The organism is Trichocoleus sp. FACHB-90, from assembly GCF_014695505.1.
GTDB lineage: Bacteria > Cyanobacteriota > Cyanobacteriia > Cyanobacteriales > FACHB-T130 > Funiculus > Funiculus sociatus.
This window is the reverse complement of the sequence record NZ_JACJOK010000011.1, coordinates 18,658-42,797: the sequence shown is the minus strand read 5'-3', so window position 1 is coordinate 42,797 and position 24,140 is coordinate 18,658. Positions and strand designations below refer to the sequence as shown.

At 44.7% G+C, this 24,140-nt stretch carries 19 protein-coding genes and 1 riboswitch; of the genes, 11 read left to right on the top strand and 8 right to left on the bottom strand.

The genetic code is table 11. The annotated features are described in order from the left end of the window. Positions 1 to 36 precede the first annotated feature (36 nt). Entirely contained in the window at positions 37 to 570 is a 534-nt protein-coding gene (locus H6F74_RS02615) for a transposase (protein ID WP_190435869.1), read from the bottom strand. Positions 571 to 819: 249 nt separating this feature from the next. Between H6F74_RS02615 and H6F74_RS02610 the strand changes: the two genes are divergently transcribed. Further along, on the top strand, positions 820 to 1,296 hold the full coding sequence (locus H6F74_RS02610; protein ID WP_190435864.1) for a cupin domain-containing protein: 477 nt from the start codon (positions 820 to 822) through the stop codon (positions 1,294 to 1,296). Positions 1,297 to 1,313: 17 nt separating this feature from the next. Here H6F74_RS02610 and H6F74_RS02605 read toward each other — a convergent pair whose 3' ends face one another. The 3 genes from H6F74_RS02605 to H6F74_RS02595 form a co-directional block, all read right to left on the bottom strand. Beyond that, complete coding sequence (locus H6F74_RS02605) at positions 1,314 to 2,912, bottom strand: ATP-binding protein (protein WP_190435861.1); 1,599 nt, start codon at positions 2,910 to 2,912, stop codon at positions 1,314 to 1,316. A 253-nt stretch (positions 2,913 to 3,165) separates the two neighbouring features. Beyond that, positions 3,166 to 4,614, bottom strand: a complete 1,449-nt coding sequence (locus H6F74_RS02600) for an ATPase domain-containing protein (RefSeq protein ID WP_190435858.1) — start codon at positions 4,612 to 4,614, stop codon at positions 3,166 to 3,168. Between the two features lie 161 nt (positions 4,615 to 4,775). Beyond that, the gene (locus H6F74_RS02595; RefSeq protein WP_190435855.1) at positions 4,776 to 7,610 is read right to left on the bottom strand and encodes an ATP-binding protein; all 2,835 of its coding nucleotides are present in this window, start codon (positions 7,608 to 7,610) and stop codon (positions 4,776 to 4,778) included. 444 nt (positions 7,611 to 8,054) lie between these two features. Between H6F74_RS02595 and dxs the strand changes: the two genes are divergently transcribed. Beyond that, positions 8,055 to 9,962, top strand: coding sequence for a 1-deoxy-D-xylulose-5-phosphate synthase (dxs, locus tag H6F74_RS02590; protein ID WP_190435852.1), 1,908 nt, complete (start codon positions 8,055 to 8,057; stop codon positions 9,960 to 9,962). A 127-nt stretch (positions 9,963 to 10,089) separates the two neighbouring features. After that, positions 10,090 to 11,148 carry an S-methyl-5-thioribose-1-phosphate isomerase gene (gene mtnA / locus H6F74_RS02585; protein WP_190435849.1) on the top strand — a complete coding sequence of 353 codons (1,059 nt, stop codon included), beginning with the start codon at positions 10,090 to 10,092 and terminating at the stop codon, positions 11,146 to 11,148. 69 nt (positions 11,149 to 11,217) lie between these two features. On the opposite strand, the gene H6F74_RS02580 is transcribed toward mtnA, so the two are convergent. Beyond that, complete coding sequence (locus H6F74_RS02580) at positions 11,218 to 12,228, bottom strand: 1-acyl-sn-glycerol-3-phosphate acyltransferase (RefSeq protein WP_190435846.1); 1,011 nt, start codon at positions 12,226 to 12,228, stop codon at positions 11,218 to 11,220. A 667-nt stretch (positions 12,229 to 12,895) separates the two neighbouring features. Between H6F74_RS02580 and H6F74_RS02575 the strand changes: the two genes are divergently transcribed. Together H6F74_RS02575 and H6F74_RS02570 are read left to right on the top strand one after the other, a co-directional pair. Beyond that, positions 12,896 to 14,845 carry a patatin-like phospholipase family protein gene (locus H6F74_RS02575; RefSeq protein WP_190435842.1) on the top strand — a complete coding sequence of 650 codons (1,950 nt, stop codon included), beginning with the start codon at positions 12,896 to 12,898 and terminating at the stop codon, positions 14,843 to 14,845. 324 nt (positions 14,846 to 15,169) lie between these two features. Beyond that, the gene (locus H6F74_RS02570) at positions 15,170 to 16,960 is read left to right on the top strand and encodes an ABC transporter ATP-binding protein (RefSeq protein ID WP_190435839.1); all 1,791 of its coding nucleotides are present in this window, start codon (positions 15,170 to 15,172) and stop codon (positions 16,958 to 16,960) included. Positions 16,961 to 17,040: 80 nt separating this feature from the next. Here H6F74_RS02570 and H6F74_RS02565 read toward each other — a convergent pair whose 3' ends face one another. Next, entirely contained in the window at positions 17,041 to 17,415 is a 375-nt protein-coding gene (locus H6F74_RS02565) for a cytochrome c (protein ID WP_190435837.1), read from the bottom strand. Between the two features lie 288 nt (positions 17,416 to 17,703). Between H6F74_RS02565 and petG the strand changes: the two genes are divergently transcribed. Next, entirely contained in the window at positions 17,704 to 17,817 is a 114-nt protein-coding gene (gene petG, locus H6F74_RS02560) for a cytochrome b6-f complex subunit V (RefSeq protein ID WP_190417421.1), read from the top strand. A gap of 37 nt (positions 17,818 to 17,854) precedes the next feature. Here the strand turns inward: petG and rsmD are convergent, their stop codons facing one another. Beyond that, a complete protein-coding gene (gene rsmD, locus H6F74_RS02555; protein ID WP_190435834.1) occupies positions 17,855 to 18,409 on the bottom strand; it encodes a 16S rRNA (guanine(966)-N(2))-methyltransferase RsmD in 555 nt (184 codons plus the stop codon). A gap of 208 nt (positions 18,410 to 18,617) precedes the next feature. Continuing rightward, the gene (hisH, locus tag H6F74_RS02550) at positions 18,618 to 19,253 is read right to left on the bottom strand and encodes an imidazole glycerol phosphate synthase subunit HisH (protein WP_190435830.1); all 636 of its coding nucleotides are present in this window, start codon (positions 19,251 to 19,253) and stop codon (positions 18,618 to 18,620) included. Between the two features lie 198 nt (positions 19,254 to 19,451). On the opposite strand from hisH, the gene H6F74_RS02545 reads away from it, so the two are divergent. The 5 genes from H6F74_RS02545 to hypB all read left to right on the top strand — a co-directional run bounded on the left by H6F74_RS02545 (position 19,452) and on the right by hypB (position 24,128). Next, positions 19,452 to 19,970, top strand: coding sequence for a peptidase C15 (locus H6F74_RS02545; RefSeq protein ID WP_190435827.1), 519 nt, complete (start codon positions 19,452 to 19,454; stop codon positions 19,968 to 19,970). Positions 19,971 to 20,002: 32 nt separating this feature from the next. After that, positions 20,003 to 21,433, top strand: coding sequence for a DUF3370 domain-containing protein (locus H6F74_RS02540; RefSeq protein WP_190435824.1), 1,431 nt, complete (start codon positions 20,003 to 20,005; stop codon positions 21,431 to 21,433). A 201-nt stretch (positions 21,434 to 21,634) separates the two neighbouring features. Continuing rightward, a riboswitch (guanidine-I (ykkC/yxkD leader) is annotated at positions 21,635 to 21,750 on the top strand. A gap of 88 nt (positions 21,751 to 21,838) precedes the next feature. Beyond that, the gene (gene speB / locus H6F74_RS02535) at positions 21,839 to 23,044 is read left to right on the top strand and encodes an agmatinase (protein ID WP_190417431.1); all 1,206 of its coding nucleotides are present in this window, start codon (positions 21,839 to 21,841) and stop codon (positions 23,042 to 23,044) included. A 3-nt stretch (positions 23,045 to 23,047) separates the two neighbouring features. Next, positions 23,048 to 23,434 (top strand): hydrogenase maturation nickel metallochaperone HypA, encoded by a 387-nt coding sequence (gene hypA, locus H6F74_RS02530; RefSeq protein WP_190435819.1) that lies wholly within the window; start codon positions 23,048 to 23,050, stop codon positions 23,432 to 23,434. After that, positions 23,418 to 24,128, top strand: a complete 711-nt coding sequence (gene hypB, locus H6F74_RS02525) for a hydrogenase nickel incorporation protein HypB (protein WP_190435817.1) — start codon at positions 23,418 to 23,420, stop codon at positions 24,126 to 24,128. Before hypA ends, hypB begins: the two co-directional genes overlap by 17 nt. The last annotated feature ends 12 nt before the right edge of the window (positions 24,129 to 24,140 follow it).

Here is a 24,140-nt window from a genome sequence, read left to right as displayed (position 1 = left end):
CGTTCCCAGGCTCAGCCTGGGAACGAGAAGAAAAGATTATAAATCGAGTAATTTTACTTGCAACAATCCAGGCTGCCCCATATAATTGCGATAACTAGAATATCGCCAATGAGCCGGATCATCTACATAACCACGCCTGACCGGATTATTGTGAATATATTCCAACTTTTGTATAAACATTTCCTCACTCAGGATAGCTTGCGGATGGAATCCTTCTTGCCAAACCTGATATTCCTGGTCTATTTTGTGTCGTAGTTTGTAGAAATTGAGCTGATTGAGGATATGGTTGGCTTGGTTGACTTTAAGCAAGTCAATAATAGACCGAGCAGTAAAAGATTTAAAATTTTTTATTTCTTTTGACAAATTTGTAGCAGATGCGATTAGGTGGAGATGGTTTTCCATAATCACATAGCTATATAATTCCAGACGTTGCTGGCATTGCAGAAATGAGAGAGAATCTAGAATAATTTGTGCTAGTTCAACTTTACTAAACAGAGGCATCCAATTAACCACTGTAGAGGTGAGGAAGTGCGGCTGGTTTTCTATTACATGGTAGCGGCTGCGTCCCATTGTGTTACCTTGTGATTGAGGCGAGGCAGAGCCTCTGGAGTGGCATTCCCAGGCTGAGCCTGGGAACAAGAAAAAATATAGCAAAAGTAATAAAAGTGTTGCATCAGTAAATATAAGCAACTTTAAATGGTAGCGGCTTCATCCCATGTTGAGGCGAGGCAGAGCCTCACAGAATACGTTCCCAGGCTCAGCCTGGGAACGAGGATAACGAGGATATAATCTTTAAAATTGAGTAATTACACTGAATCAATGACGAACCAAAATTTGATTCCTCATGTTCTAAAAGCCAGCGACATTGAGGCGATGCCGGAAAAAATAAAAGTACATCCTTTAAATCCTCAAGCGGTGAGACATACAAAATCCCTAAGTGATGCTGTGGGGATGACGCATATAGGCGTTCATTTAGTCCGCGTGGAACCTGGGAAAGAAACAACTCAATTTCACTTTCATCATCAAGAAGAAGAATTTATCTATATCGTTTCTGGAAGGGGAATTGCGGAAATTGGAGAGGAAGAATTTGAAGTTGGAGCAGGCGATTTTCTGGGGTTTACTGCACCTTCTTTACCCCATTGCATGAGAAATCCGTTTGAGGAAGATTTAGTTTATTTGATGGGTGGAGAACGAAGTAAGTTTGATGTCTGCGACTACCCACGACTGAAGAAACGTCTGTTTCGAGTTAATGGCGATCGCTCTCTTGTAGACTGGGAAGATTTGCAACCATTTTGAGACGTTGAAATAGCCTTTCATAGCGTTGACACAATATCATTCGCGTCCATTGATACCGAGTTTTGTAATGGTAGAGTGACGGTAAAAGTGGTGCCTACCCCAATTTCACTGGTAACGGCAATATTGCCTCCTTGTAAGTCTACACACCTTTTGACAATTGCTAATCCTAGTCCAGTACCGGGAATATTTTTGACATTACTAGCTCGTTGGAATGATTCAAAAAGTTGCTGTTGATCTTCTGGCGAAATGCCAATACCTTCGTCTTGAATTTGGAAAATAGCCTGTTCATTCTGACACAGCAAGTTAAAACGAATGGTGCTGCCTTCAGGGGAATACTTAATCGCATTTGTGAGCAAATTAGTGAGGATGTGCCGCAGCAGGCTTTCATCTAGGCAAACGCTTATACATTGACTTTGGTTGATACAGGCATCATTAGTATGTTTTTCAAAGGCGATCGCGTGTTTGCAACTTGTGCTTAATTTGATTTCTTCTATTAAATTGCGGGTAAATTTTTCCAGATCGAGAGGTACTGGTTTAACTTCTAATCTTCTTTGATCGGAGCGACCGATTATCAAAACATTATCTAATAGCGCGGTCATGGTTTTGACATTCTTTTTGATTCGCTCAAAAAATTCGCGTTTCTTATCTACAGACCATTTATCACTATAATTTTCTAAGATTTGAGTCGCAGCTAAAATGGTGTTTAGTGGATTGCGAATCTCGTGGGATACCATTGCTACGAAACGGGATTTAAGTTCATTCAGCTCTCGTTCTTTTTGCAAAGCTTCGAGCATATCTTCTTCAGCGCGTTTGCGAATAGTTATGTCTCTTGAATTGACAACAATCCCCGTCAAAATAGTTTCAGTATTTGAAAAGTTACTTTTAGATTCCAGGTAATGCCAGCTTCCATCTTGGTGACGAAAACGATATTCGGAGATTTGCGTTTCGCCGGGATTAGTTAAACTTGCCTTAAAAGTAGCGATCGCTTCTGTTAAATCATCAGGATGAATATAATCAAAAACATTTGTTCCTTCCAGTTCTTCTCTAGACAAACCTAAAACCATTTGACTTGAAGGGCTGGCATAAGTGATGGTTCCATCCCCCTCTAAAACTTTAATTACATCTGAAGAATTTTGCACCAACGCCCGGAATTTGGCTTCACTTTGTGCCAGTGCTGCTTCTACTTGCTGACGGTAGGCAATTTCGCTTTGCAGTTCCTGATTCGCGGCTTTGAGATTCTGTGAATACTGACGACTTCGCAACAAAATTTCTACCCGCGCCTGCAATTCCACCTTTTCAATGGGTTTAGCAATCAAATCATCAATGGTTTGCCACAAATGTCGCGTTACCATCCTCACATCAGCGCGTGAAGTAATTAGGAGAAATGGGAGAAAGACAGGCTGCTGAAGCTCTCGTATTCGTTGCACCGATTCCCAGAATTGATCGAGCGATCGCCCGCATACAATACATAAATCGAAAGATGGCGCTAGTAGAAAATCCGGCTCTTGCTTTGCAACTTCTAAATCCGGTGAAATTACCTCGTAGCGCATCGCCAGCCACTCCGACAGCAGGCGGCGGTTCTGTTTGTTTTCTACAAGCAGCAAAATCCGATTCATGATCATTCTCCCAACAGACTTTTAATAAATATAAAAAATTTTTTGATCGCCAGTGGTTTTACCTAGCATACTCTCCCCGCCGTGGGCAATGCACTGTTGCCCAATAACAGCGCTTTGCTTGGGCGATATCAAAAAAGGATATTTGCCGATTCCACTGGTAGCGCCGATAGTCTGCTATCCTTCGTTAACCAAAAGTTGAGCCAACAGTTCTGTGTTCCGATGGTTGCGTACCGTTAGCATCAACGGTTTTTCGTCATTCATTTTCCTGTTTACCGATAAGCTCCGGCATACCGCTCAAGATTCCGCGCAGATTTGTCAGTGGCTTACCCACCTTGATGCCATAACGGCTAATCTCGATTTCGCGCATCGTCTTTTCAAAGTCAGACATCCGTTTCTTCAGCACCCCGATTGCCTTACGCAGCTGACCTTGAACCTCTATGTAGCGGAGGAAAATGATATTGTCTGCCATGTAGCTGATGCCAACATCGGTCGCCCGGAAGTCTCCGGTAATTGTTTCGAGTTCGTTGACTAGAATCACCGTCACACCCATGTTTTGCAAATACTTGCACAGAGCGTGCAGGTGGCTAATCAAATCTTCTCCCCGCAGGGAAAGCCGATAGCCAGCAACACTGTCAATCATCACAATCCGGGCTTTTTTCTGCTCTACCTCCTGACGCACCATATTGGCGAATTCGTCGGGGCTGAAGTGCAGCGGTTCCACAGCAATGACTGAAAGGGTACCCAGATCGCTCATGGCATGAACCGGAATATTGACCGATTCACAGCGATGCAGCAAAATTTCCTCTGGTTCCTCGAAGCAGTAGACGACAGAACGTTCACCTCTTCCCGCCGCTTCTTTCATGAACTGTAAACCAATGGTGGTTTTGCCGACACCAGTGGAGCCAGTAAAAATGGTGACAGTACCCCGCTCTATCCCGCCGTGCAGCAGTTCATCCAGTTCCGGTACGCCGGAGGGAATGCTTTGAACGGCAAATTCCCGTTTGTAAACTTCCGGCTGTAGACGGGGGGAGACTCCCATCCCTTTATTGGTTAGCCGCATCGAGTGCAAACCACTGTGGAAGTTAGAACCGCGAAACTTGGTGATGTTAAGGGTACGTCCCTCGGCATCGTGGTTGAGGTTAATTACCCCATCGCTGATAAATTGTAAGTCGTCGTCGGGTGCTGTATCGCTGCCTTCGGAGGTGAAAATTACCGTTGCACCTTGTTCTAAAAGAAAGCGGATAAATGAAAGCACTTGCTTGCGGAACTGGAAGGCATCGGCTGACAAGTAGCGGAATTGGGTGATCGCATCGAGAACCACTCGCTTTGGTTTGAGGGTTTCTACAGATTCAATAATTTTTTGCGTGGTTGGTTCTCGTTCTACTTCAGCTGGCGAGAAGATGTCGTAGGTCTGAATTTGTGTGAAGAATTCAGAAGTGGGGCTGAGGTCGAGGAAGGTCATCCCTTTCATGTCAAAACCAAGGCGATCGCCATTGGTGCCGATTTGCTGGGCGGATTCGCCCAGTGTGATGTAAAGAGTTTTTTCGCCATTGGCTATGCCCGCCGCCAGAAAGTGCAGTCCGAGCGTGGTCTTGCCGCTTCCGGGGCCGCCTCGCACTAGATAGGAGCAAGCTGGGACAAGACCGCCATGCAGAACCTCGTCTAAACCTGAAATGCCTGTGGATAGCCGATCTTGCAGCATTGATCTGTTTCTCTGGGGTTAGAATACTAATTTATTATTAGAAGCGATCGCGCCGTTTTTGTATATAAAATTCACACTAGGCTGCAAGTAGAACAATCACTCTGTCTTGATTTGTTAGTATACGCCCTTACACGTGCGCGATCGCTGCATGATTGCCTTTTTCATAATGGCAGCGTAACGATAAACGTGCTACCTACTCCGACTTCACTGTGAAAAGTAATTTTCCCCCCATGTAAGTCTACACACTGTTTGACAATTGACAATCCTAATCCTGTACCAGAGATATTCCTGACATTGCTACCCCGATGGAAGGAATCGAATAATTGTGCTTTGTCAGCTTCCGGAATACCAATGCCTTCATCTTTAATCCGGAAAATTGCTTCTGTTTGTCCGCAGATTAAGTCAAAATAAACCTTGCCGCCTTGGGGTGAATACTTCATGGCATTCGAGAGCAAATTGTTCAGAATGTACCGCAGCAGTTTTTCATCTAGACAGGTGGTAGTGCAGTCGCCTTCACAGAGAAAATCGTTAGCAAACAGTGTCTGAAAGATAATCTCGTACTTATGAACAGTAGTGAGTTCCATTTCTTCCACCAGCTCCCGACAAAATTGTTCTAGATCCATTGGTGCTGGGTTAAACTCTAGTTTCCCGGCTTCCGCTTTGCCGATCAACAGAACACCATCCAATAACTGCGTCATGTGATTGGTGGCTACTTCAATTCGGTTAATATACATACGTTTTTTCTCCTCAGTTGCAACTTGGCTGAACCTTTCGAGCAATTTGGCAGACATGAGGATGGTGGTTAGGGGGGTACGGAACTCATGGGATGCTGTGGTGATAAAGCGAGATTTCAGGTCGCCGAGTTGTCTTTCTTTTAAGAGTGCAGAACGAATTTCTTGTTCAGCGATTTTGCGCTGAGTGATATCTTTGGCAATACCCACGATGCGGTAAATTTCTCCAGCCTGGTTGCGAATCGGAAAGCCACGATCCCAGATCCAGCGGATTGAGCCATCAGAACGCACGATCCGATACTCGATGTTGTATTCTGTGTGAGAGTGTCCTGCCGAAGATGCGATCGCACTCTCCTTGTCTTCCGGATGAATTTTGTCTAACCAAGATTTAGGGTTCGCATACAAACTCTCGCAGCTACATTCCCATATCTCCTCGTAGCCGGGACTAACATAGATGGTTTCGCTCATATCGGGTTTGCTCATCCAAAATACTTCTTGGATATTTTCCGCCATCTGACGGAACCGTTCGTCGCTTTCCCGCAAAGCTTCTTCCGTGCGTTTATGTTCTGCGATCGCGATCGCTAATTGTTGGTTGGTGTGCAATAACTCTCCTGTGCGCTCAGTGACTCGTTTTTCGAGGGTTTCGTTGGCGATACAGATTTCGCGAAATTTCTCCTTGAGCGCGATCGCCATCAACTTGAAATTTCGCGAAAGCAAGTCTATTTCCTTCACTGAACTAAAAGACCAATTAATTTTTTCTTGTTCTAATAATCTATCAGGTAAATTGCTAGTAACATAAGCTAAATTGAGTAGCGGACTAACTAATCTTCGGCTGATTTTCACTGCCAATAGCAGTGTTAAACCAGAAATTAGTATCATAATAGTAAGGTCTTTAATATAAAAGTTTTGCAGATAAGTGATATGTGGTGCGGCGGGTAACTCCACAACCAAACTCCAGGGGATATTGCCGCTAATTAGAGTTTCCTGCACGTACAAAGATTTATACCAGCGTGTCAAAAGAGGCATCTTCCCCTTAACTGGTAGCCACTGATAAATAGTATCAGCTTTTAACTGAATTTCCCCTTTTCTGGTACGATCAAAAACTTGCATTGGCAACCGATCTGACTTAGTGCTGGCAACGATATTTCTTTGCTTATCAACTAGCGTGACTTGAATATCTTTATGAGGAGTATGCAATTGAAGTAATTGGCTGATGTGGCTCAAATTTAGAGAACCATAAGCGAAGCCTTCAGCTACATCGCCTATCACCACTGGTACGCTCAACTCAAGATGGGGAATTAGCAAAATCGGATCGATATGTACATTAATCTTTGAGGGTTGCAAAGTAGCCTTTGTTTTTTGCAAAAGCGATTGATTAACAACACCTACACCTATCTTTAAATTTTGAGTTTGATTAGTTGTTGGGTAAGAGGTAATGATATTTTTAGAGGTATTGACCACATATAAATTATCGAAATCCGGAAACATCCGCTTCATAAGTTTTGTGCTTTGCTGTAGCATATCTGATGGTTTCATATCAGACTCAGCAGCAATCTTTCCTAGTTCACCAAGCCCATTCAGATATTGCTCTTGCCAATGTTGAATATCAGAAGCTATGTGTGCCGAAGTGGATTTGAGTTCGACTTGAATATTATTATCAATATCTCTGTAGACACGCTGTCCATCCAAGACCATGAGCATCAGCGCTGGCAAAAATACAAATGCGACTAACAAGTTAAATAAAGTTTGTTGGAGAGATATTTTATTGTTGACAGTTGGACGACCGGCCCATTTATGAATTGGTAAGTAAGTGATGAGCAAACTGGCAACTAAGGCGTTAAAAACACCATTAACATAAGCCTTAAGCACAATCAACAGTGTTTGAGTGGCATTTACGTGCATGATACCGAAATTAGCCAGCCACAAATAGGGCATACCAATCAGCAGCCAATAAATACCATCCAGCAGCACTATATTGTATTGCTGGCGGTGCCACAGCCAACCCACAAATATAGCTTCAAGAATCAAACTAATTGCAGGGTAGGGATTATGCCAGAGTAAAATTGTGTAACTGCTAGAAATAATGGCTGCCAGCGTTCCCCATGCGGTGCCAAAAAAGCGCACCGCGAGCAAAACGGCAATGCTACCGAACACAAAATCCACCCCAAAAAAGAGAGGAAAGCTGAAATAATTGCCTGCATATGCTGCTGCAATCAAAATAAAAAAAGCAATAATTGCTCTTTGCTTGTGGTGAGATAGGAACATAAGTAATTAAAGTTTGCGAACCTTTATAGAAGTTTAAATATATTTTTAAAACTGCCGACGTACTTTTGTTAGGTTAGGCGATGAGAGGGGCTTTAAACATTAGTAAATACACTGAGGATGAAAGGGAATAGCGCTACGCACCTACGCTGATAGCGATCGCTTCCTCTCGGAGTCCGTCCTACGCTTCCTCAAAAAGCCCTTAAGAGTCAACCCAGACGACACCTGTTGTCTTGGAACACCCGCATTACATGAAGGTGGATGAAGCACTGACCCGGCTGGGTAGACTATTTCGTTTTATACTTGCAGCATTTGATTTGCCCAAACTCACTACAGGCTTGGATTTCACAATCAAAAATCCAAAATCAAAAATGGTAATACCCCTAAATCCATTACAGTAAAAAAGATAAGTAAAAACCGATCCTTAAGCTTATAGGGAAACTTGGAATGCACCTGAGTGAAATAACCCATCCTAACCAGTTGCACGGTCTATCAATTCGTCAACTCCAGCAAATTGCGCGTCAAATCCGGGAAAAGCATCTCCAAACCGTAGCCACCAGCGGTGGACATTTGGGGCCAGGATTGGGTGTCGTGGAACTTACATTAGGGCTGTATCAAACTCTCGACTTAGACCGAGATAAAGTAGTCTGGGATGTCGGACACCAAGCCTATCCGCACAAAATAATTACCGGGCGGTACGACAACTTCCACACCCTGCGGCAAAAAGACGGTATTGCTGGTTATCTCAAGCGATGTGAAAGTAAATTCGATCACTTCGGTGCAGGTCATGCTTCGACCAGTATCTCAGCTGCCTTGGGCATGGCTGTAGCGCGAGACCTGAAAGGCGATAACTTCAAAGTCGTTGCCGTGATTGGCGACGGCGCACTTACTGGCGGTATGGCATTAGAAGCGATTAACCATGCCGGACATTTGCCGAAAACTAACTTGCTGGTAGTGCTGAATGATAACGAGATGTCAATTTCGCCCAATGTGGGCGCAATTCCCCGCTATCTCAACAAAATGCGCCTCAGCCCGCCGATGCAATTCCTCACAGACAACTTAGAGGAACAATTCAAACATATTCCCTTTGTCGGCGAATCCCTCTCCCCAGAACTGGAAAGGGTGAAAGAAGGAATGAAGCGGCTGGCAGTTCCCAAAGTTGGGGCAGTGTTTGAAGAACTCGGCTTTACCTACATGGGGCCAGTGGATGGTCATAACCTGGAGGAACTGATTGCCACCTTCAAGCAGGCACACAAAATGCCAGGGCCAGTGCTGGTTCATGTGGCAACTGTGAAAGGTAAAGGGTACGAAATAGCCGAGAAAGACCAAGTAGGCTACCACGCCCAAAGCCCTTTTAACCTTGCCACTGGCAAAGCCATCCCTTCCAGCAAACCAAAGCCTCCCGCCTACTCCAAAGTTTTTACCCACACGCTGGTGAAACTTGCTGAGAACAACCCGAAAATTGTTGGCATTACAGCGGCAATGGCAACAGGAACAGGTTTAGACAAACTCGCTAGCAAACTGCCCCAGCAATACATCGATGTCGGCATTGCGGAACAACACGCCGTCACCTTAGCGGCTGGGATGGCTTGTGAAGGGATGCGCCCTGTGGCTGCGATTTACTCAACCTTCCTGCAACGCGGTTACGACCAGATTGTTCACGATGTCTGCATTCAAAACCTGCCTGTCTTCTTCTGCCTCGACCGGGCGGGAATTGTCGGCGCTGATGGCCCCACCCACCAGGGGATGTATGACATCGCCTATCTGCGCTGCCTTCCCAACATAGTGTTGATGGCACCCAAAGATGAGGCAGAGTTGCAGCAAATGGTGGTGACGGGAGTGAATTATACCGATGGCCCAATTGCAATGCGGTATCCTCGCGGCAACGGCTACGGCGTTCCTCTGATGGAAGAAGGTTGGGAAGCTTTGCCCATCGGTAAGGGAGAAATTTTGCGCCAAGGGGATGATGTGCTGATGGTAGGCTATGGTTCAATGGTTTACCCAACCATGCAGGTAGCTCAAATTTTGAGCGAACATGGGATAGAAGCCACTGTGATCAATGCCCGCTTTGCTAAGCCTCTTGATACTGAGTTAATTTTGCCCCTTGCCAAACAGATTGGTCGGGTTGTGACGCTGGAAGAAGGCTGCTTGATGGGCGGCTTTGGGAGCGCGATCGCGGAATCTCTCCTAGATAATAATGTCGTAGTGCCTGTGATGCGAATTGGCGTACCCGATGTCTTAGTAGACCACGCCACGCCAGATCAGTCTATGGCAGAATTGGGATTGACACCGCCCCAAATTGCCGAAAGAGTACGAAAATCTTTTAGTCCTCAACTGTCAGCAGTTGGCGGTTAAGAAGGTTTTTTAACGCAGAGGGAAGCGCAGAGCAACGCAAAGGTTCTTGGCGTAGCTTTGCGATTACCTCAGTGACCCTTTGCGTTAAAATTTTGATTTTGCATCCCACACTAACTACCCAACTCATATGTCTATCACCAACCAAGTTTATCCAGTTATTTGGAACCAAGACCGCGTTTTATTAATAGACCAAAATCGCCTTCCCAACGAGTACACATTTGTGGAAATTACCTGTTCTGAGGATATGGGGCAGGCAATTAAAACTATGATTGTGCGAGGCGCACCTGCAATTGGTGTTGCTGCTGCTTATGGAATGTATTTGGGAGCAACGGAAATTCAAACCCAAAACCGGGATGAGTTTTTGACTAAGTTAGAGCAAATTGCTCAGATGTTGCGCCAAACTCGTCCAACTGCGGTTAATTTATTTTGGGCGATCGCGCGAATGATGAGAACGGCCTACGAGTCCATAGGAACCGTAGCAGAAATCAAAGCCATTTTACTAAAAACTGCTCAGACGATTAATTCCGAAGACTTGCAAACCTGTCAGGCAATTGGCGACAACGGTTTAAAAGTTTTACCCTCCAACCCTGATAAACTAACTATTCTTACTCATTGCAACGCCGGAGCATTGGCAACCGCAGGTTATGGCACGGCATTGGGCGTGGTGCGTTCTGCATGGCGCGAGGGGCGTTTGATGCGAGTCTTTGCCGATGAAACCCGCCCTCGTTTACAGGGTGCCAAACTCACTGCCTGGGAATGCGTTCAAGAAGGCATCCCCGTCACTGTCATTACTGATAGTATGGCGGCTCATTGTATGAAACAAGGTTTAATTCATGCTGTCGTCGTCGGTGCTGACAGAATTGCCGCTAATGGTGATGCAGCTAATAAAATTGGCACCTACAGTTTGGCATTGGTGGCTAAAGCTCACAACGTTCCTTTCTTTGTAGCAGCACCTCTTTCAACGATTGATTTTGAGTTATCTTCTGGCGAGGAAATCCCTATTGAGGAGCGTGATCCGGCTGAGATTTATAAAGTTGGGGATACCATTCTCACCCCCGCAGGCGTAGAGTTTTATAATCCCGCTTTTGATGTCACTCCTGCTGAATTAATTTCAGCCATTATTACAGAACATGGTGCAGTTGCCCCCGCTGAGTTAAAACATTTTCGGGAAAAGCAATTGGTTTAGAGCTGTATGTTGGGTTGAGCGAAACCCAACCAAGGGATTAACTGGTTGGGTTTTAGTTACTTTTAACAATTATAATTTTGATAAAAATTTATTAATTTGACTTTGCATTTTTTCTTGTAATAGTTGTGCTTGTCCATAAGCAACTGTTCTCTCTTCTCTTACAGAAGTTTCTGATTCTGGTGTATCTTCTATTGACCAAGTTTTATACATAGGTTGAACATGATAACGCAACTTGGTTCTCATCGCCCAAACGCCCATTGATGGGAAGAGAATAAAGGCAAACATTAAAAAAGAAATAGGCAAGAAAGGTAGATAGAAAACTCTAGCTAACTTTTTAAGATTAACAGCCCAAGGATGCAAAGATTCATTACCAATACAAACAACTGGCAGAACTGGAATTTGATAGCGATCGCTCAATCTAATAAAACTGGGATGAAACGTTTCTAGCTGATAGCGCCTTCGCCAACCTTTCCCAGGCCCGCGCAAACCCTCCGGCGCATAAAGTAAAATTGTGTTCTGGGCAATTGCCGCTTCAAAATCATCAGCTTGGGCTTTTACACCACCCAGAACGTTTGACCATCCGGGAGGTAGCCACCAAATCACCCAAGGATGCTCAAATAAGGATATACCCGCAAGCGATCGCATACTCCATCCCCGTGTCTGGCTCAAGAGCGTACCTAATACTAAAATGTCCCACGGGAAGCACATCCCAGCATGGTTCATCGCTACAATTAATGGGCCTGTCTGAGACAAATTTTCTAGTTCTTGTAGCTCTCCTTGAAAATAATGTTTCACAATAGGAGCGAGAACTTCATCTCGAAAAGCTTGCTGATAGTTTGGGTCAAACTGTCCTTTTTCAAAGCGCGGAGAACGACAACCAAGACGTAACCAACGAATCAGCAACGCTAGATAAAATCCCCCAGGAATCAAAAATAATCCATACTCCAACCAATTCCAACCATCAGGATCTACATGATAGTGTTGCCAGTGACGGTTGAATAAAATCAGCCAGCCTGGAGGATACCACAGACAAAACCAATCGAACCAATTCCATCGATAATCTTGAGAACACTTAGCCATGCCATCCTCAATCTTGACCTTTTCGACATACAGCAGCGAGTCACGCTCTTAGCAATACGCCTGTTGAAACGATTCGCTCTTCAACCAATCTCTGTTTTCTACATTTTGGCAAAGCTAATCTGATTCCAGACAGTAAATCGACAAAAAGTTGAAAATCTTTTACACAACAGGTAATTCTAAGAATAAACAAATTTAGACTATAGATAGGCTTAGAGTAAATGTACACTTGGCAGGAATTTATTACTATGTCTGTAGAAGCTTGACAAAGGAAGCTGTCTCTAGCGCCTTCGCTTCAGCAAATCGCTGACAAAATATTTTTAAAAGCTCAACTGGGAGTAAAGCTGTGCTAGAACCATGTTAGCGATAAGTTTTGTGGATACAGATACCAAGCCAAATTTCCAGCGACCAACACATTCGGCTTATCGGCAAATAGCCATTCCAAATTCTGTTATATAACTCCTAATTTCTTTCCTTGGGGGGATGTTTTTCTATAAAAAAGTAAATTTAATTCGCCAATTATATTAAGCGATCGCTACTTTACCTGCTCAACATTATTTCCAAATATAACGAAATAATAATTCTTCCGGAAGCGCAAGCAACCATAAAGTAGAGCGCATTCTACAACATCATTATTTTGTACCTTTAAATTTAGTACAAGGATAAAAACATGACCACAACCCCCAAACTCATCACCCTCAACTGCTCTGGCGGTATATCATTAGGCGCTTATATGGCAGGAGTTTTCTATGAGCTGACGCAAGAAGCAGTAAAGCCTGAACCTAAAGTCATCATTGATATTATCACAGGCTCCTCAGCGGGGGCAATGTCGGGCGCGATCGCTGCCTACTGCCTACTAAACGGAAACGTAGCGCCACCATCTAAATACATAAACTTGGAAAAAATTACCGATGAAGCCCATAAAAGCCCGTTATATCAAGCCTGGGTTGAACAAGCTGATATTGAACAAATAGACAGCTTTGCTGTGATGGTATCTAGTTTCAAAGATGGATATAAAGCTACTATAGAAAGTTTCGCAAATAGCTTTGAATCTACTTTGGAAAAATATAAAGTTAGCTCTAGCCCAATTAGGAGAGCTATTTTAAAATTGTTCAAGAATTCTCAATCCTCAGAATCTACTCCCCAACAAAAACGCAATAGAACAAACTTGAGCGTTTTGTCCGGAGAAGCAATAAAGAAAATTGCCCAACTTGTGATAGAGCCGCCGCAAATAACAGACAATACAAAGCCCTTAGCATTGCTAATGACGCTGACAAACTTACAGGGGCTTCTGGAGAAAGTAACTCTTGCAGACTCGCAGGGTTCTTTTGAGCAAGAAATAGAAGCGATCGCAAGTTCAGAAACTCGTCAATTTCTTTTTCATTCTAAACTCGACCAGCAAAAGATGAATAAGATGTGGGAGAAAGCCGTTATAGGTGGTAGAGCTTCTGGTGCTTTTCCTATCGCTTTCCCTCCGATTTGGGATCATTCAGATATTACTAGCCTCAATCTGAAAAATCTCAGCGATGATTACTTTGCAACTCTTAATCCTAAAATTCTGAAAAAAGAAGGGTTAGGAGCTATACCAAGAACCGAAAACAGCGATACAGACTTAATGTTTTTGTATACTGACGGCGGCATTTTAGATGGTTTACCAATTTTGAAGGGAATTGACCTTGAACATGATTTACGTTTAAGAAAGATACATAATAACGGTAACTCGCGTCAACAGTTCCGGCAGGAATTTACTGCACAACAATCCTCAAGCAATACAGAAAGGTTGCACGTTTATATTCGTCCAATTCCTGTGGAGAACTTAAAAAGTGACGAAAGACTAACACAAGGATACTTCCCGATGCTGGAAGTTGGCATAAAAGGGTTAACATTGCCAAAAGCAGAACACGACTCAATGCGGCTCAAAGAAATTCAAAAACGGAATGAGTTAGTGCAAGCAAAGCAGGAACTACTAGAAAAGCTCCAATATCAGGGTGTTGAGAATATAACCCAGATTAAGGAAAAGCTGGAGGAAGCGATACCTTATCGGCACGTTAATCTTCGCCCGATTACTCCAGCAATTATTGGCAAAATTGCTGAACCAGAAAAGCATCCAAATCTGAGCCGACTGAAACCAATCTATGCGAATCTACCAAAGAATATTCAAGTTTCGCTTCAGGAAGGAAGCGCAGCGGCATTATTGGCTTCAGATTTTCTGGGTGCTTTCGGGGGATTTTTCGATAAACGCTATCGCGATCATGATTTTATACTAGGTCGGATCTGCGGCATTACCTGGCTCCACGAACACTGTAATGTAGAAATTTCCGAAGCCGAAGTTGAAGAGTTTGTCAGGGATGCCCAGAAGTACCTTCTTGATAAAGATCCTCAACCCGCAGATTTGAAGTTTAGTCAAAAGATTAGAATTGCCAGGATGGGTTTACGCGCTCTGCGAATTGTGGTAACAGAGTCAGAAATTATTGGTTTTGCTTGGCTTTTAGTTTTGGGAGTTGTGAAACTTTCAACGATTTTAGCATTGGCAATTCTGGAGATTTTGGCAACTTTATTTATCTGTTTAATCGATATGGTTGAAAGAATGCACAAGATGATGTTTGGGAATGGAAGCTGAGAAATTTGCTGTCGCCCAAACCAAAAACGGGGAAGATGCTCACCCCACAATAGATAAGTCTAGGACTTACGCAGTTGCCGTGAACTAAAGTTCCGGCTCAAAGCTCAAACCCATTGAAATGGGTTGCTTTGAGGCTTTTTAGTCAGTTTCAACTGACTTGGGCTTTGGGCAAGGAAATTGATTTCCTTCCTGTGCGTAAGTCTTAAAGTCTTATCTTGTGGGTGGGCATCTTCCCCTCCTTATAAGTACAAGCGCGACTACTCAGAAACACCGCAAAGCTGGTAACGTCAAACAAAGGAAAAGATTGTTACAGGACGTGACGGCTTGAAAACGCGCTCTAGTTATTGGCATCTACTGCCATACATCCGCCCTCAGTGGAAAACCATTGCTCAGGCTTTTGCTTGCACATTAGGGGTTACGGTATTCTGGCCTATACAGGCAGCACTTGCAGGCAAAATCGCCAATTTCATTGGACAGGGCGATATGGCGGCGCTTGCCCAGTTAGCCGGAGTGCTGGCAGTGGTTTTTCTAGTCCAGAAAATTCTGATGTATGGACAGGATACCCTGATGGCGAAAGCCGCCCTTTTCGTGGCCTTTGACTTACGCAAACAGGTTTATACTCACCTACACCGCCTCAACTTTGGCTATTTTGAAACTACACAGACAGGCGATTTAACTTATCGTCTTACCGAAGATATCGACCGGGTTGGGGAGGTAGTGAATAAAGTTTTCCATGACTTTATTCCCTGCGTGTTGCAGCTAATAGTCGTGTTGGGCTACATGATTTATCTCAACTGGCAGCTGACGCTGGCAACTTTTTTGGTAGCACCCCTAATGGGCGTTTTAATTGGCTGGTTTGGCGAACAGATGCTGAAGTTTTCTCGCCGCAGTCAAAATCACGTATCTAATTTATCGGCTTTGCTAACAGAGGTATTTAGCGGAATTCGTCTGGTGCAAGCTTTCGCCGCCCAAGATTATGAAATTGCTCGTTTTGCCCAGGAAGCTGAAGAAAATCGGAAAGCTAAGTATGCAACTGAACGGCTAAAAGCGATTCAGAACCCTGTGGTAGGATTTCTGTACGCGATGAGCGTGTTGCTGCTGTTTTTCCTGGGCGGCTGGCAAATTTCTATCGGCAATTTGACTGGGGCAGAATTTGTTAGTTATATCGCAGCTGTAGCGTTGCTAATTGACCCCATCGCCCATCTCACAAGTAACTACAACGAGTTTAAACAAGGTCAGGCATCGGTTGACCGGATTTTTGAACTGATGGCAATTCAGCCGACGGTGCTGGAAAAGCCCGGTGCAAAGGTGCTTCCGTCAGTTACTGGAAAGGTGGAATATCGGAATGTTACTTTTGCTTATCCGTCTCCAGCGGACAGAGGACTGGGCGAAAAGGGAGATTTCCCAATTCCCAATTCCCAATTCCCAATTCCCAATTCCCCAGTTCTGAAAAACTTGAGTATTTTAGTCCAGCCCGGTGAAATGATTGCCTTGGTGGGGGCATCTGGTGCGGGTAAAACTACTTTGGTGAATCTGCTACCCCGCTTTTATGACATTCAAGGCGGTGAAATTCTGATTGATGGGATCAATATTCAGGATGTGACGCTGCCGAGTTTGCGGCGACAAATTGGTATTGTGCCGCAAGAAACTATTTTATTTTCTGGCACTATCGCGCAGAATATTGCTTTTGGTCAAGCTGAGTTTGACTTGAAAGATGTTCAGGCTGCTGCCGAGATTGCTAACGCCCACCAGTTTATTAGCCAAATGACACAGGGCTATTACACTTGGGTGGGTGAAAGAGGGGTGAACTTGTCGGGAGGGCAAAAACAGAGGATTGCGATCGCGCGTGCTGTTTTACTCAACCCCAGAATTCTGATTCTCGATGAAGCTACATCAGCGCTGGATTCGGAATCTGAAGCTTTGGTGCAAGAAGCCTTAGAACGGATCATGCAAGACCGGACTGTATTTATCATCGCCCACCGCCTTGCCACCGTGCGCCGCGCCGATCGGATTTTAGTGGTGGAACAGGGGCAGATTTTGGAATCTGGAAGTCATCAAGAATTGTTGGAAAAGGGCGATCGCTATGCGCGATTCTATGCCCAACAGTTTAGTTAGGGATTGGGGATTGGGGATTGGGGATTGGGAAAAAGTCCTATCTAGTCCCTAGTCCCCAGCCCCTAGTCCCCAGCCCCCAATCACAGTTGTTCCAAATAGCGCAGCAAATCTGCCATTTCTTTGGTGCTAGGCTGGAACTGCGGCATGGGTGGGGTATCGCCGCTGATAACTTGGTGAATTATTCTGACGCGAGACTTCCGCTTTGAGATGTCTTCCAGACTGGGCCCTACCCGACCTTGCGCTTCCAATCCATGACAGCCAGCGCAGTTCATTTGAAAGATGGCGTGTCCCTGCACTATATCGCCGTTTAAGGATAAAACAGTCTTTACATAAGGATCGGAGACGCGCCACAGGTGAAAGCTGACAACTGATAACAGGAGTACCAGCACAAACGCCAAAGCTATCAAGCTTAAGCGCTGCATCAAGGTTTCTCGTAGAGTGTACTGGTTATCCAATGGTTTCTTAAGGCGAAGATGTACAAACAGAGTTTTTTATCAGGGGGAGAGGGTGATTAGTGTGTAATGACCGAGTATATCGATATGTGTGCTAGTGTATCGACAAACGTTTCAATTTATATACATAGCTTAAATTTTTCTCTTAATCCAGGCAAGCGTAATTTTGCGTAGCTTTACGCCGCAAGGGATGAGATGCTGTGAAATTCTCTGGTGCCAGCCTTACCTTTTCTTTGTCTGTACCTTGTAGGATGAGAAACAGGCAAAAAACTTTAACAAAGGAGAACTGACGTGATCGAACCTCTGCTTTCAGGAATTGTGATGGGCTTAATCCTTGTAACCCTCGCTGGGCTGTTTTTCGCTGCTTATATGCAGTACAAGCGCGGTAATGACCTAGGCTTGTAGAAAAAGTGCAAAAGTGCTGAGTGCTTTATTCCTCGCCTCAGCACTCACCACTCATAACTCTGAAGAAGGTGAGGGCTGTGTTGCCATAAACCTTTTGGCGAAAGATTTCCAGGGTGGGAATGGGTTCAACTGTCCAGTTGTTGGGGCTGTGTTCTACTGCCATTTCACCAGTGGGAGCTAATATTTGATAGTGCGCGATCGCTTCCAATACTGGCTGATACAGTCCACTGGCGTAGGGCGGATCGAAGTATATCCGGTCAAACTGCTGACCAGCAAGTGTTGGCAATTGCCCTACTACATCTCCCCGCAGCACTTGAAATTTTTGCTCGCTTTGAGCGACTTGCTGCCAGTTTTGCTGTACGATGGCGCAAGCTTTACCCGATTTTTCTATTCCGACTACGCAGTTGGCACCGCGACACAGTGCCTCTGCGCCCATCGATCCGCTACCAGCGCACAAGTCCAGCCAGCGACAGCCGTTGATGCTGCCCTGCCAAATATTAAACACTGCTTCGCGCACTCGTCCTAGTGTTGGTCGGGTTTCTTGACCGGGTAAGGTTTTGAGTTGGCGATTGCCGTAAATTCTTAGGGTCATTGTGAGAAAAACCGCGTTGGCGAAGGCTGCGCGTTAGCGCTTAGACGCTAAGGGCAAGGGAGGGAAGACAAGAAAAAGAGGAGTCTACTTAATACTCGGTTAAGGCTTGATACCCCCAACCCCCCTTGAAAAGGGGGGCTTTTCTGATCATTGTTTAAAGGGCGGGATCTTTTAGCCAAGAAATATTGGGAGTGTACCCAAAAATTTTTTATGCTGGCACTTTCGCCTGTACTTGGGCAACGAAGTTGGATAAAATTTGTAGTCCGCTGGTGGAAGATTTTTCGGGGTGGAATTGGACAGCCATCAAGTTGTCACGAGCGATCGCAGCTGTTACAGTTTGACTACCGTGGGTGATGGTTGCCGCCCTGATTTTCGGGTCAACTGGATCGACGTAGTAGGAATGGACAAAGTACACCCAAGCCTGTTCTGGTAATTGTCGCCACAGTTCGGCATTTGGCTGGGTAATTTCCAGAGTGTTCCAGCCCATGTGGGGAATTGTTAATCCTGGTTCTGAGCTAAATCTTCGCACGACACCGGGGACAATTCCTAAACCGGGTTCTTTGCCTTCTTCACTCCCATCGAAGAGAATTTGCAGACCCAGACAGATGCCTAAGAAGGGTTTGCCGGAAGCGATCGCGTTTTTTATCGGTTCTACTAGGTGACGCGATCGCAATTGTTGCACTGCTGGGTCAAAAGATCCTACCCCAGGCAGTACCACCGCATCCGCCCGTTCAATATCTGAGGGTGAATCGGTAATTTTCGCGATCGCGCCTGCTTTCTCCAACCCCTTACAGGCAGAGTGCAGATTCCCCATGTCGTAGTCTATAACTGCAATGACTGTCATGCTCGACTTTCTTATAACTGAGTTTTTTATTTTTTCCGCATCAACGTACAATTGTACGTTGATGCCATAAGAGAAGTTATCTCTGTATGTTTTTAATATTTATAATATAACAGCCCCCTACTAAAGTCAATATATAAAATAAGAATTCTCAGAAAAAAAGGATTATTTTATTAATAGTTACACTTCCCTGAATATCCAATGAGTAAAATTATCTTATTGACCTCTTTTGACACTTGGCTACCTCACCAAAAATCTAATTCGTCGGATGATTTATTGTTAGAAGTTGCCAGTGAGCTTTCCCCGCTGTCTTTAAATTTTTTAAGACAGCTACCAGTTGATGTTGCCCAAGCAAGCGATCGCGTCATTGCCAAAATCAACGAATTGCAACCAGATGTGGTTATCTGCTGCGGCATGGCAGAGGGGCGAACCCAATTAAGCGTGGAATCTTGCGCGAATTGTGGAGATAACCGACTGTTGACACCAGTCAATTTAGAGAAAATATTAGCAGGTTGTGCGGCAACTGATATCAGCCACGATGCCGGAAAATTTGTCTGCGAGGGACTATATTATTCAGTATTAGAGTATTTACAAGAACGCCAACTTAATAGCCGCTGCGTTTTCGTTCACGTTCCGGTTTTGACCCCAGAGAACTTGTCTGGTATTATGGCAGATTTTTTAGTAGTTATTAAAAGCATGGCACTTTTAGGCGACTCATAGAGTCTTAGCGTTTATCTATAATCTTGCATCCTATGCTGCCGTTATTATCGATTTTACCCCTTGCTCAAACACCGCCGCCACCACCTAAGCCAGCACCCCAAGAAATCGTGCAACCCCAGCCAGTTTTGGCTTTACCGGGGAAACTGGATAATGTGCCGATGTTTAACAGCAATAGTCCAGAATGGGTAAAAATTGAGGGAATTTTACTGTCTACCTTTCCGCCTACAGGTAAAAAGGTGCCAGCCGCTCATCTTAATTTTCCTTTTCAGGGGAGATTTGATTTATTTGCCCACCATTTTAGCCACACTCCCAAGGATTTGCAGACGCTTTATATAGGAGTGATGTTGCATAATCCAACTAAAAAAACTGTAAGGGTGCAAGTATTGCAAGCGGCAAGCCAGCTAATGCAAAATGCACCTTATGTCACCTTGCCAACGTATGTGGAAAATCCTAAAGGGGAGGTATACTCTGGACATGGCGATCGCGCTGTGAATGATGTCCTGCGGGGGATTCGTCAGGCTGATATTCCGGCGCAGTTAGCGATTCCGCCAGGGGAAAGCCGGATGTTAATGAATCATCCGATTCCGGTGCGGGATTTAGAAAAGCCGATAAATGGACGTTCGACGTTGATGCGCTTACGCAGTAATGGCACGGTTTATGCAGCCAGTTTAGCGATGTATGCTAAGAAAAATGCTGATGGTAGCGATCGCGCACCTACTCAACTAGAATGGAAAGCTTTACTAAATACCGGCGGTTTAGCCGGGCCCCGCGACACACCGCCGAGTCCTCCACAACAAACTACAGGAAAATTTATCTATAGTCGCGTGGCGGGAGTGTCCGCAGGTTCTGCATGGAAAGCACGACTGGTGGATAAACCAAATGCCCAGCATTTGAAAATTCCCGAATCAGGGAAAGCCATTTCTTATCCTATCAGCAGCTTGAAACTAGGAACTCTAGGGACGGGTCAAGTGCAAACAGCAAAAATGCTGGTACGCTATCCTGATACAGCTTATGAAGCGCATGGTAACTATGGAGTTGAATACAACCTCACCTTACCTTTAATTAACTCTACGAATAAACCTGAAACTGTTAGCTTGACTCTGGAAACGCCTTTGAAGGAAGATAAGTTGAGTAAAGGCGGGTTGCGCTTCCGGAAACCACCCCAAGATTTCCCAATTTTCCGAGGAACAGTGCGGTTGCGTTACAACGACGACCAAGGGAAGTCTCAGACTCGCTACGTGCATTTGTGGCACAGAACAGGTCAGGTTTTAGACCCACTGCTAACGTTGAGAATGGCACCGAAAACGCGGCGACAGGTGCAAGTTGATTTGATTTATCCTCCTGATGCCACCGCGCCGCAGGCGTTGACTGTGAGAACTTTAGACACTAACTCGGCTAATTTAGGCGCGATCGCATTTTTAAGCGCGATACCCATGTTGTATGGAATTGGGCGTTTAATTTAGATTATAGGGGCGCGCCCGTTCCGCGTCCCTACTCAAATTATTTTGATAAAGATAGCGATCGCTTATACAGGCGACCATCCAGACCGGAAAACAAGATAAATTGTAGCTTTTAATACATTTATTAGGTAAGTTTGTTGATAAACATATACCTAAGCTTTAAAAAGCGATCCCCAAAAACTATTGCTAATATCTGCTAGAAAAATTCATAGCTTCTAGGGTTCCGGTTTAAATCTGAGGATTTAAACGTCTGGTCCAAGAGAAGCTAATCAGCTTGATCGGATTAGCTGATGACACGGCGGGAAAAAAGCCCGGGAGAGACATCTACCAGTTACAGAACTGTTAGTGCTTTCCTGGGCTTTGATATTGCAATAGTTAGGGATTGAACAATTTTTAGGATTTTGCAAGATGACTGAAGAACGCGATCGCCCCCTTTCTGAGAGTTTAGATTCTCACTCCCAAGAGCCTCCTAGCGAAGCTGAACGAGCTTTGGAAAAAGAAGCGCGACTGCCTTTGACTGGTTGGCAACAGGAGGTTTCCAGAGGATTAGACTTAGGGTTAGAAGGAGCAGACAGTATACGCGATCGCTCCATTCCCACCTTCTCACGCGGCGAATTACCCCACTACGCCGGGATTAACACCTTCTTAAAAGCGCCCTATTTAGAAGATGTAAAAAAAGTCGGAGAATACAATGTTGCGGTTGTGGGCGTACCCCATGATTCCGGTACTACCTATCGACCAGGAACTCGTTTTGGCCCCCAAGGAATTAGGCGCATTTCCGCACTTTATACTCCCTATAGCTTTGAATTAGGCGTAGATTTGCGAGAGCAAATCACCCTGTGCGATGTTGGGGATATTTTCACAATTCCTGCTAATAACGAAAAGTCCTTTGACCAAATTTCTAAAGGTATTGCTCATATCTTTAGTTCTGGTGCCTTCCCGATAATTTTAGGCGGAGATCATTCCATTGGTTATCCGACAGTGCGCGGAATATGTCGTCACTTAGGCGACAAAAAAGTGGGAATTATTCACTTCGACCGCCACGTAGATACCCAAGAAACCGACCTGGATGAACGGATGCACACCTGTCCCTGGTTTCATGCCACCAACATCAAGAATGCACCTCCAAAAAACTTAGTTCAATTGGGGATTGGTGGTTGGCAAGTTCCGCGTGAAGGCGTGAAATTTTATCGAGAACGAGCAAGTAATATCCTGACGGTTACAGATATTACAGAAAAGGGTCTGGATTACGCTGTAGACTTTGCTTTAGAAAGAGCATTAGACGGCACAGATTGCGTTTATATCAGCTTTGATATTGACTGCATTGATGCAGGTTTCGTACCTGGAACAGGATGGCCTGAACCCGGCGGGTTATTACCCCGTGAAGCTCTCTATATGTTGGGCAAAATTGTCCAACGCGCACCTATCTGCGGACTGGAAGTTGTGGAAGTTTCTCCTCCCTACGATATAAGCGATATGACTGCATTAATGGCAGCTCGTGTAATTTGCGACACGATGGGACATTTGGTAGTTTCAGGTCAGCTACCAAGAAAAGAAAAGCCAGCTTACATTCACGAAGAAGCTGAGCCAGAATTAGTTGCAGAGTGGAGATAAGCCTTGCACGAAACTGACATGACAAAGGCGCTCATTTTTACAGTAAAAGACTGGTGGCAATCCCAGCCTGAGCGCCCACAAATTTCCCGAATTCACCTGATTGTTGGTAAGTTCACTTGCGTGGAGCCTGTAAGTCTGCAATTTGCTTTTGAGGTACAGACGCACAACACTTTTTTAGAAGGAGTTGAGTTGGTAATTCAAGAAAAACCCTTAATTGCCTTCTGTCATCCTTGCCAACAAGAATATACCCCAGAAATTGGGTTGCAATATTCTTGTCCTCAGTGTCACTCGCCGATGGAGGATATTCGCTCAGGACGAGAATTGAAAATTGACCGAATTGAATATAGTTTCGACGAGGCAAATAAAGAAGCTTATGCACCAAACATTTGACGCGGCACTAGGGATTAACTTGCTCCATGCTAATCAGAAAGGAGCAGAACATAACCGGGCGCATTTCGACAAGTGGGGGATTACTTGTTTCAATATTATGAGTAGTCCCGGCGCTGGGAAAACAGTGCTGCTGGAACAGACTCTCGCTGCTTTGAAAGATAAGTTAAAAATCGCCGTAATAGAAGGCGACATGACTACAGAATTAGATGCAGATAGGTTGCGACAGTATGGAGTACCTGTGTTTGCAATTAATACAGGTCGTTCCTGCCATTTAGATTCAAAAATGGTCGCTGGGGGAATCCATCAACTGGAACATCAATACAACCCTTCAGACTTCGATTTAGTGCTGGTGGAGAATGTCGGCAATTTAGTTTGTCCTGCGGAATTTGAAGTTGGAGAACACGCAAAAATTGCTCTGCTTAGTATTACTGAAGGAGAAGATAAGCCGCTTAAGTATCCAGTAATGTTTCAAGAAGCGGATTGCTTGCTGATTACCAAAATGGATTTGGCTCCTTATCTGGAAGTTGATATTAATCGGATTGCCGCTAATGTCCGCCAGATGAATCCTTATGCCACAATTATTCCGGTTTCTGCGAAGACAGGCGAGGGATTAGACGTTTGGTTTGATTGGGTACAGTCACAGGTAGCATCTCAGAATCAACCGCTACTAGATGCAGCGATCGCTAGCAGATAAGAAGGAGCGAGA

What these genes read in the sequence shown, in the direction of transcription:
- H6F74_RS02615 (WP_190435869.1), bottom strand. Translation starts at nt 570, where the DNA reads ATGGGACGCAGCCGCTACCATGTAATAGAAAACCAGCCGCACTTCCTC.
- H6F74_RS02610 (WP_190435864.1), top strand. Translation starts at nt 820, where the DNA reads ATGACGAACCAAAATTTGATTCCTCATGTTCTAAAAGCCAGCGACATT.
- H6F74_RS02605 (WP_190435861.1), bottom strand. Translation starts at nt 2,912, where the DNA reads ATGAATCGGATTTTGCTGCTTGTAGAAAACAAACAGAACCGCCGCCTG.
- H6F74_RS02600 (WP_190435858.1), bottom strand. Translation starts at nt 4,614, where the DNA reads ATGCTGCAAGATCGGCTATCCACAGGCATTTCAGGTTTAGACGAGGTT.
- H6F74_RS02595 (WP_190435855.1), bottom strand. Translation starts at nt 7,610, where the DNA reads ATGTTCCTATCTCACCACAAGCAAAGAGCAATTATTGCTTTTTTTATT.
- dxs (WP_190435852.1), top strand. Translation starts at nt 8,055, where the DNA reads ATGCACCTGAGTGAAATAACCCATCCTAACCAGTTGCACGGTCTATCA.
- mtnA (WP_190435849.1), top strand. Translation starts at nt 10,090, where the DNA reads ATGTCTATCACCAACCAAGTTTATCCAGTTATTTGGAACCAAGACCGC.
- H6F74_RS02580 (WP_190435846.1), bottom strand. Translation starts at nt 12,228, where the DNA reads ATGGCTAAGTGTTCTCAAGATTATCGATGGAATTGGTTCGATTGGTTT.
- H6F74_RS02575 (WP_190435842.1), top strand. Translation starts at nt 12,896, where the DNA reads ATGACCACAACCCCCAAACTCATCACCCTCAACTGCTCTGGCGGTATA.
- rsmD (WP_190435834.1), bottom strand. Translation starts at nt 18,409, where the DNA reads ATGACCCTAAGAATTTACGGCAATCGCCAACTCAAAACCTTACCCGGT.
- hisH (WP_190435830.1), bottom strand. Translation starts at nt 19,253, where the DNA reads ATGACAGTCATTGCAGTTATAGACTACGACATGGGGAATCTGCACTCT.
- H6F74_RS02545 (WP_190435827.1), top strand. Translation starts at nt 19,452, where the DNA reads ATGAGTAAAATTATCTTATTGACCTCTTTTGACACTTGGCTACCTCAC.
- H6F74_RS02540 (WP_190435824.1), top strand. Translation starts at nt 20,003, where the DNA reads ATGCTGCCGTTATTATCGATTTTACCCCTTGCTCAAACACCGCCGCCA.
- speB (WP_190417431.1), top strand. Translation starts at nt 21,839, where the DNA reads ATGACTGAAGAACGCGATCGCCCCCTTTCTGAGAGTTTAGATTCTCAC.
- hypB (WP_190435817.1), top strand. Translation starts at nt 23,418, where the DNA reads ATGCACCAAACATTTGACGCGGCACTAGGGATTAACTTGCTCCATGCT.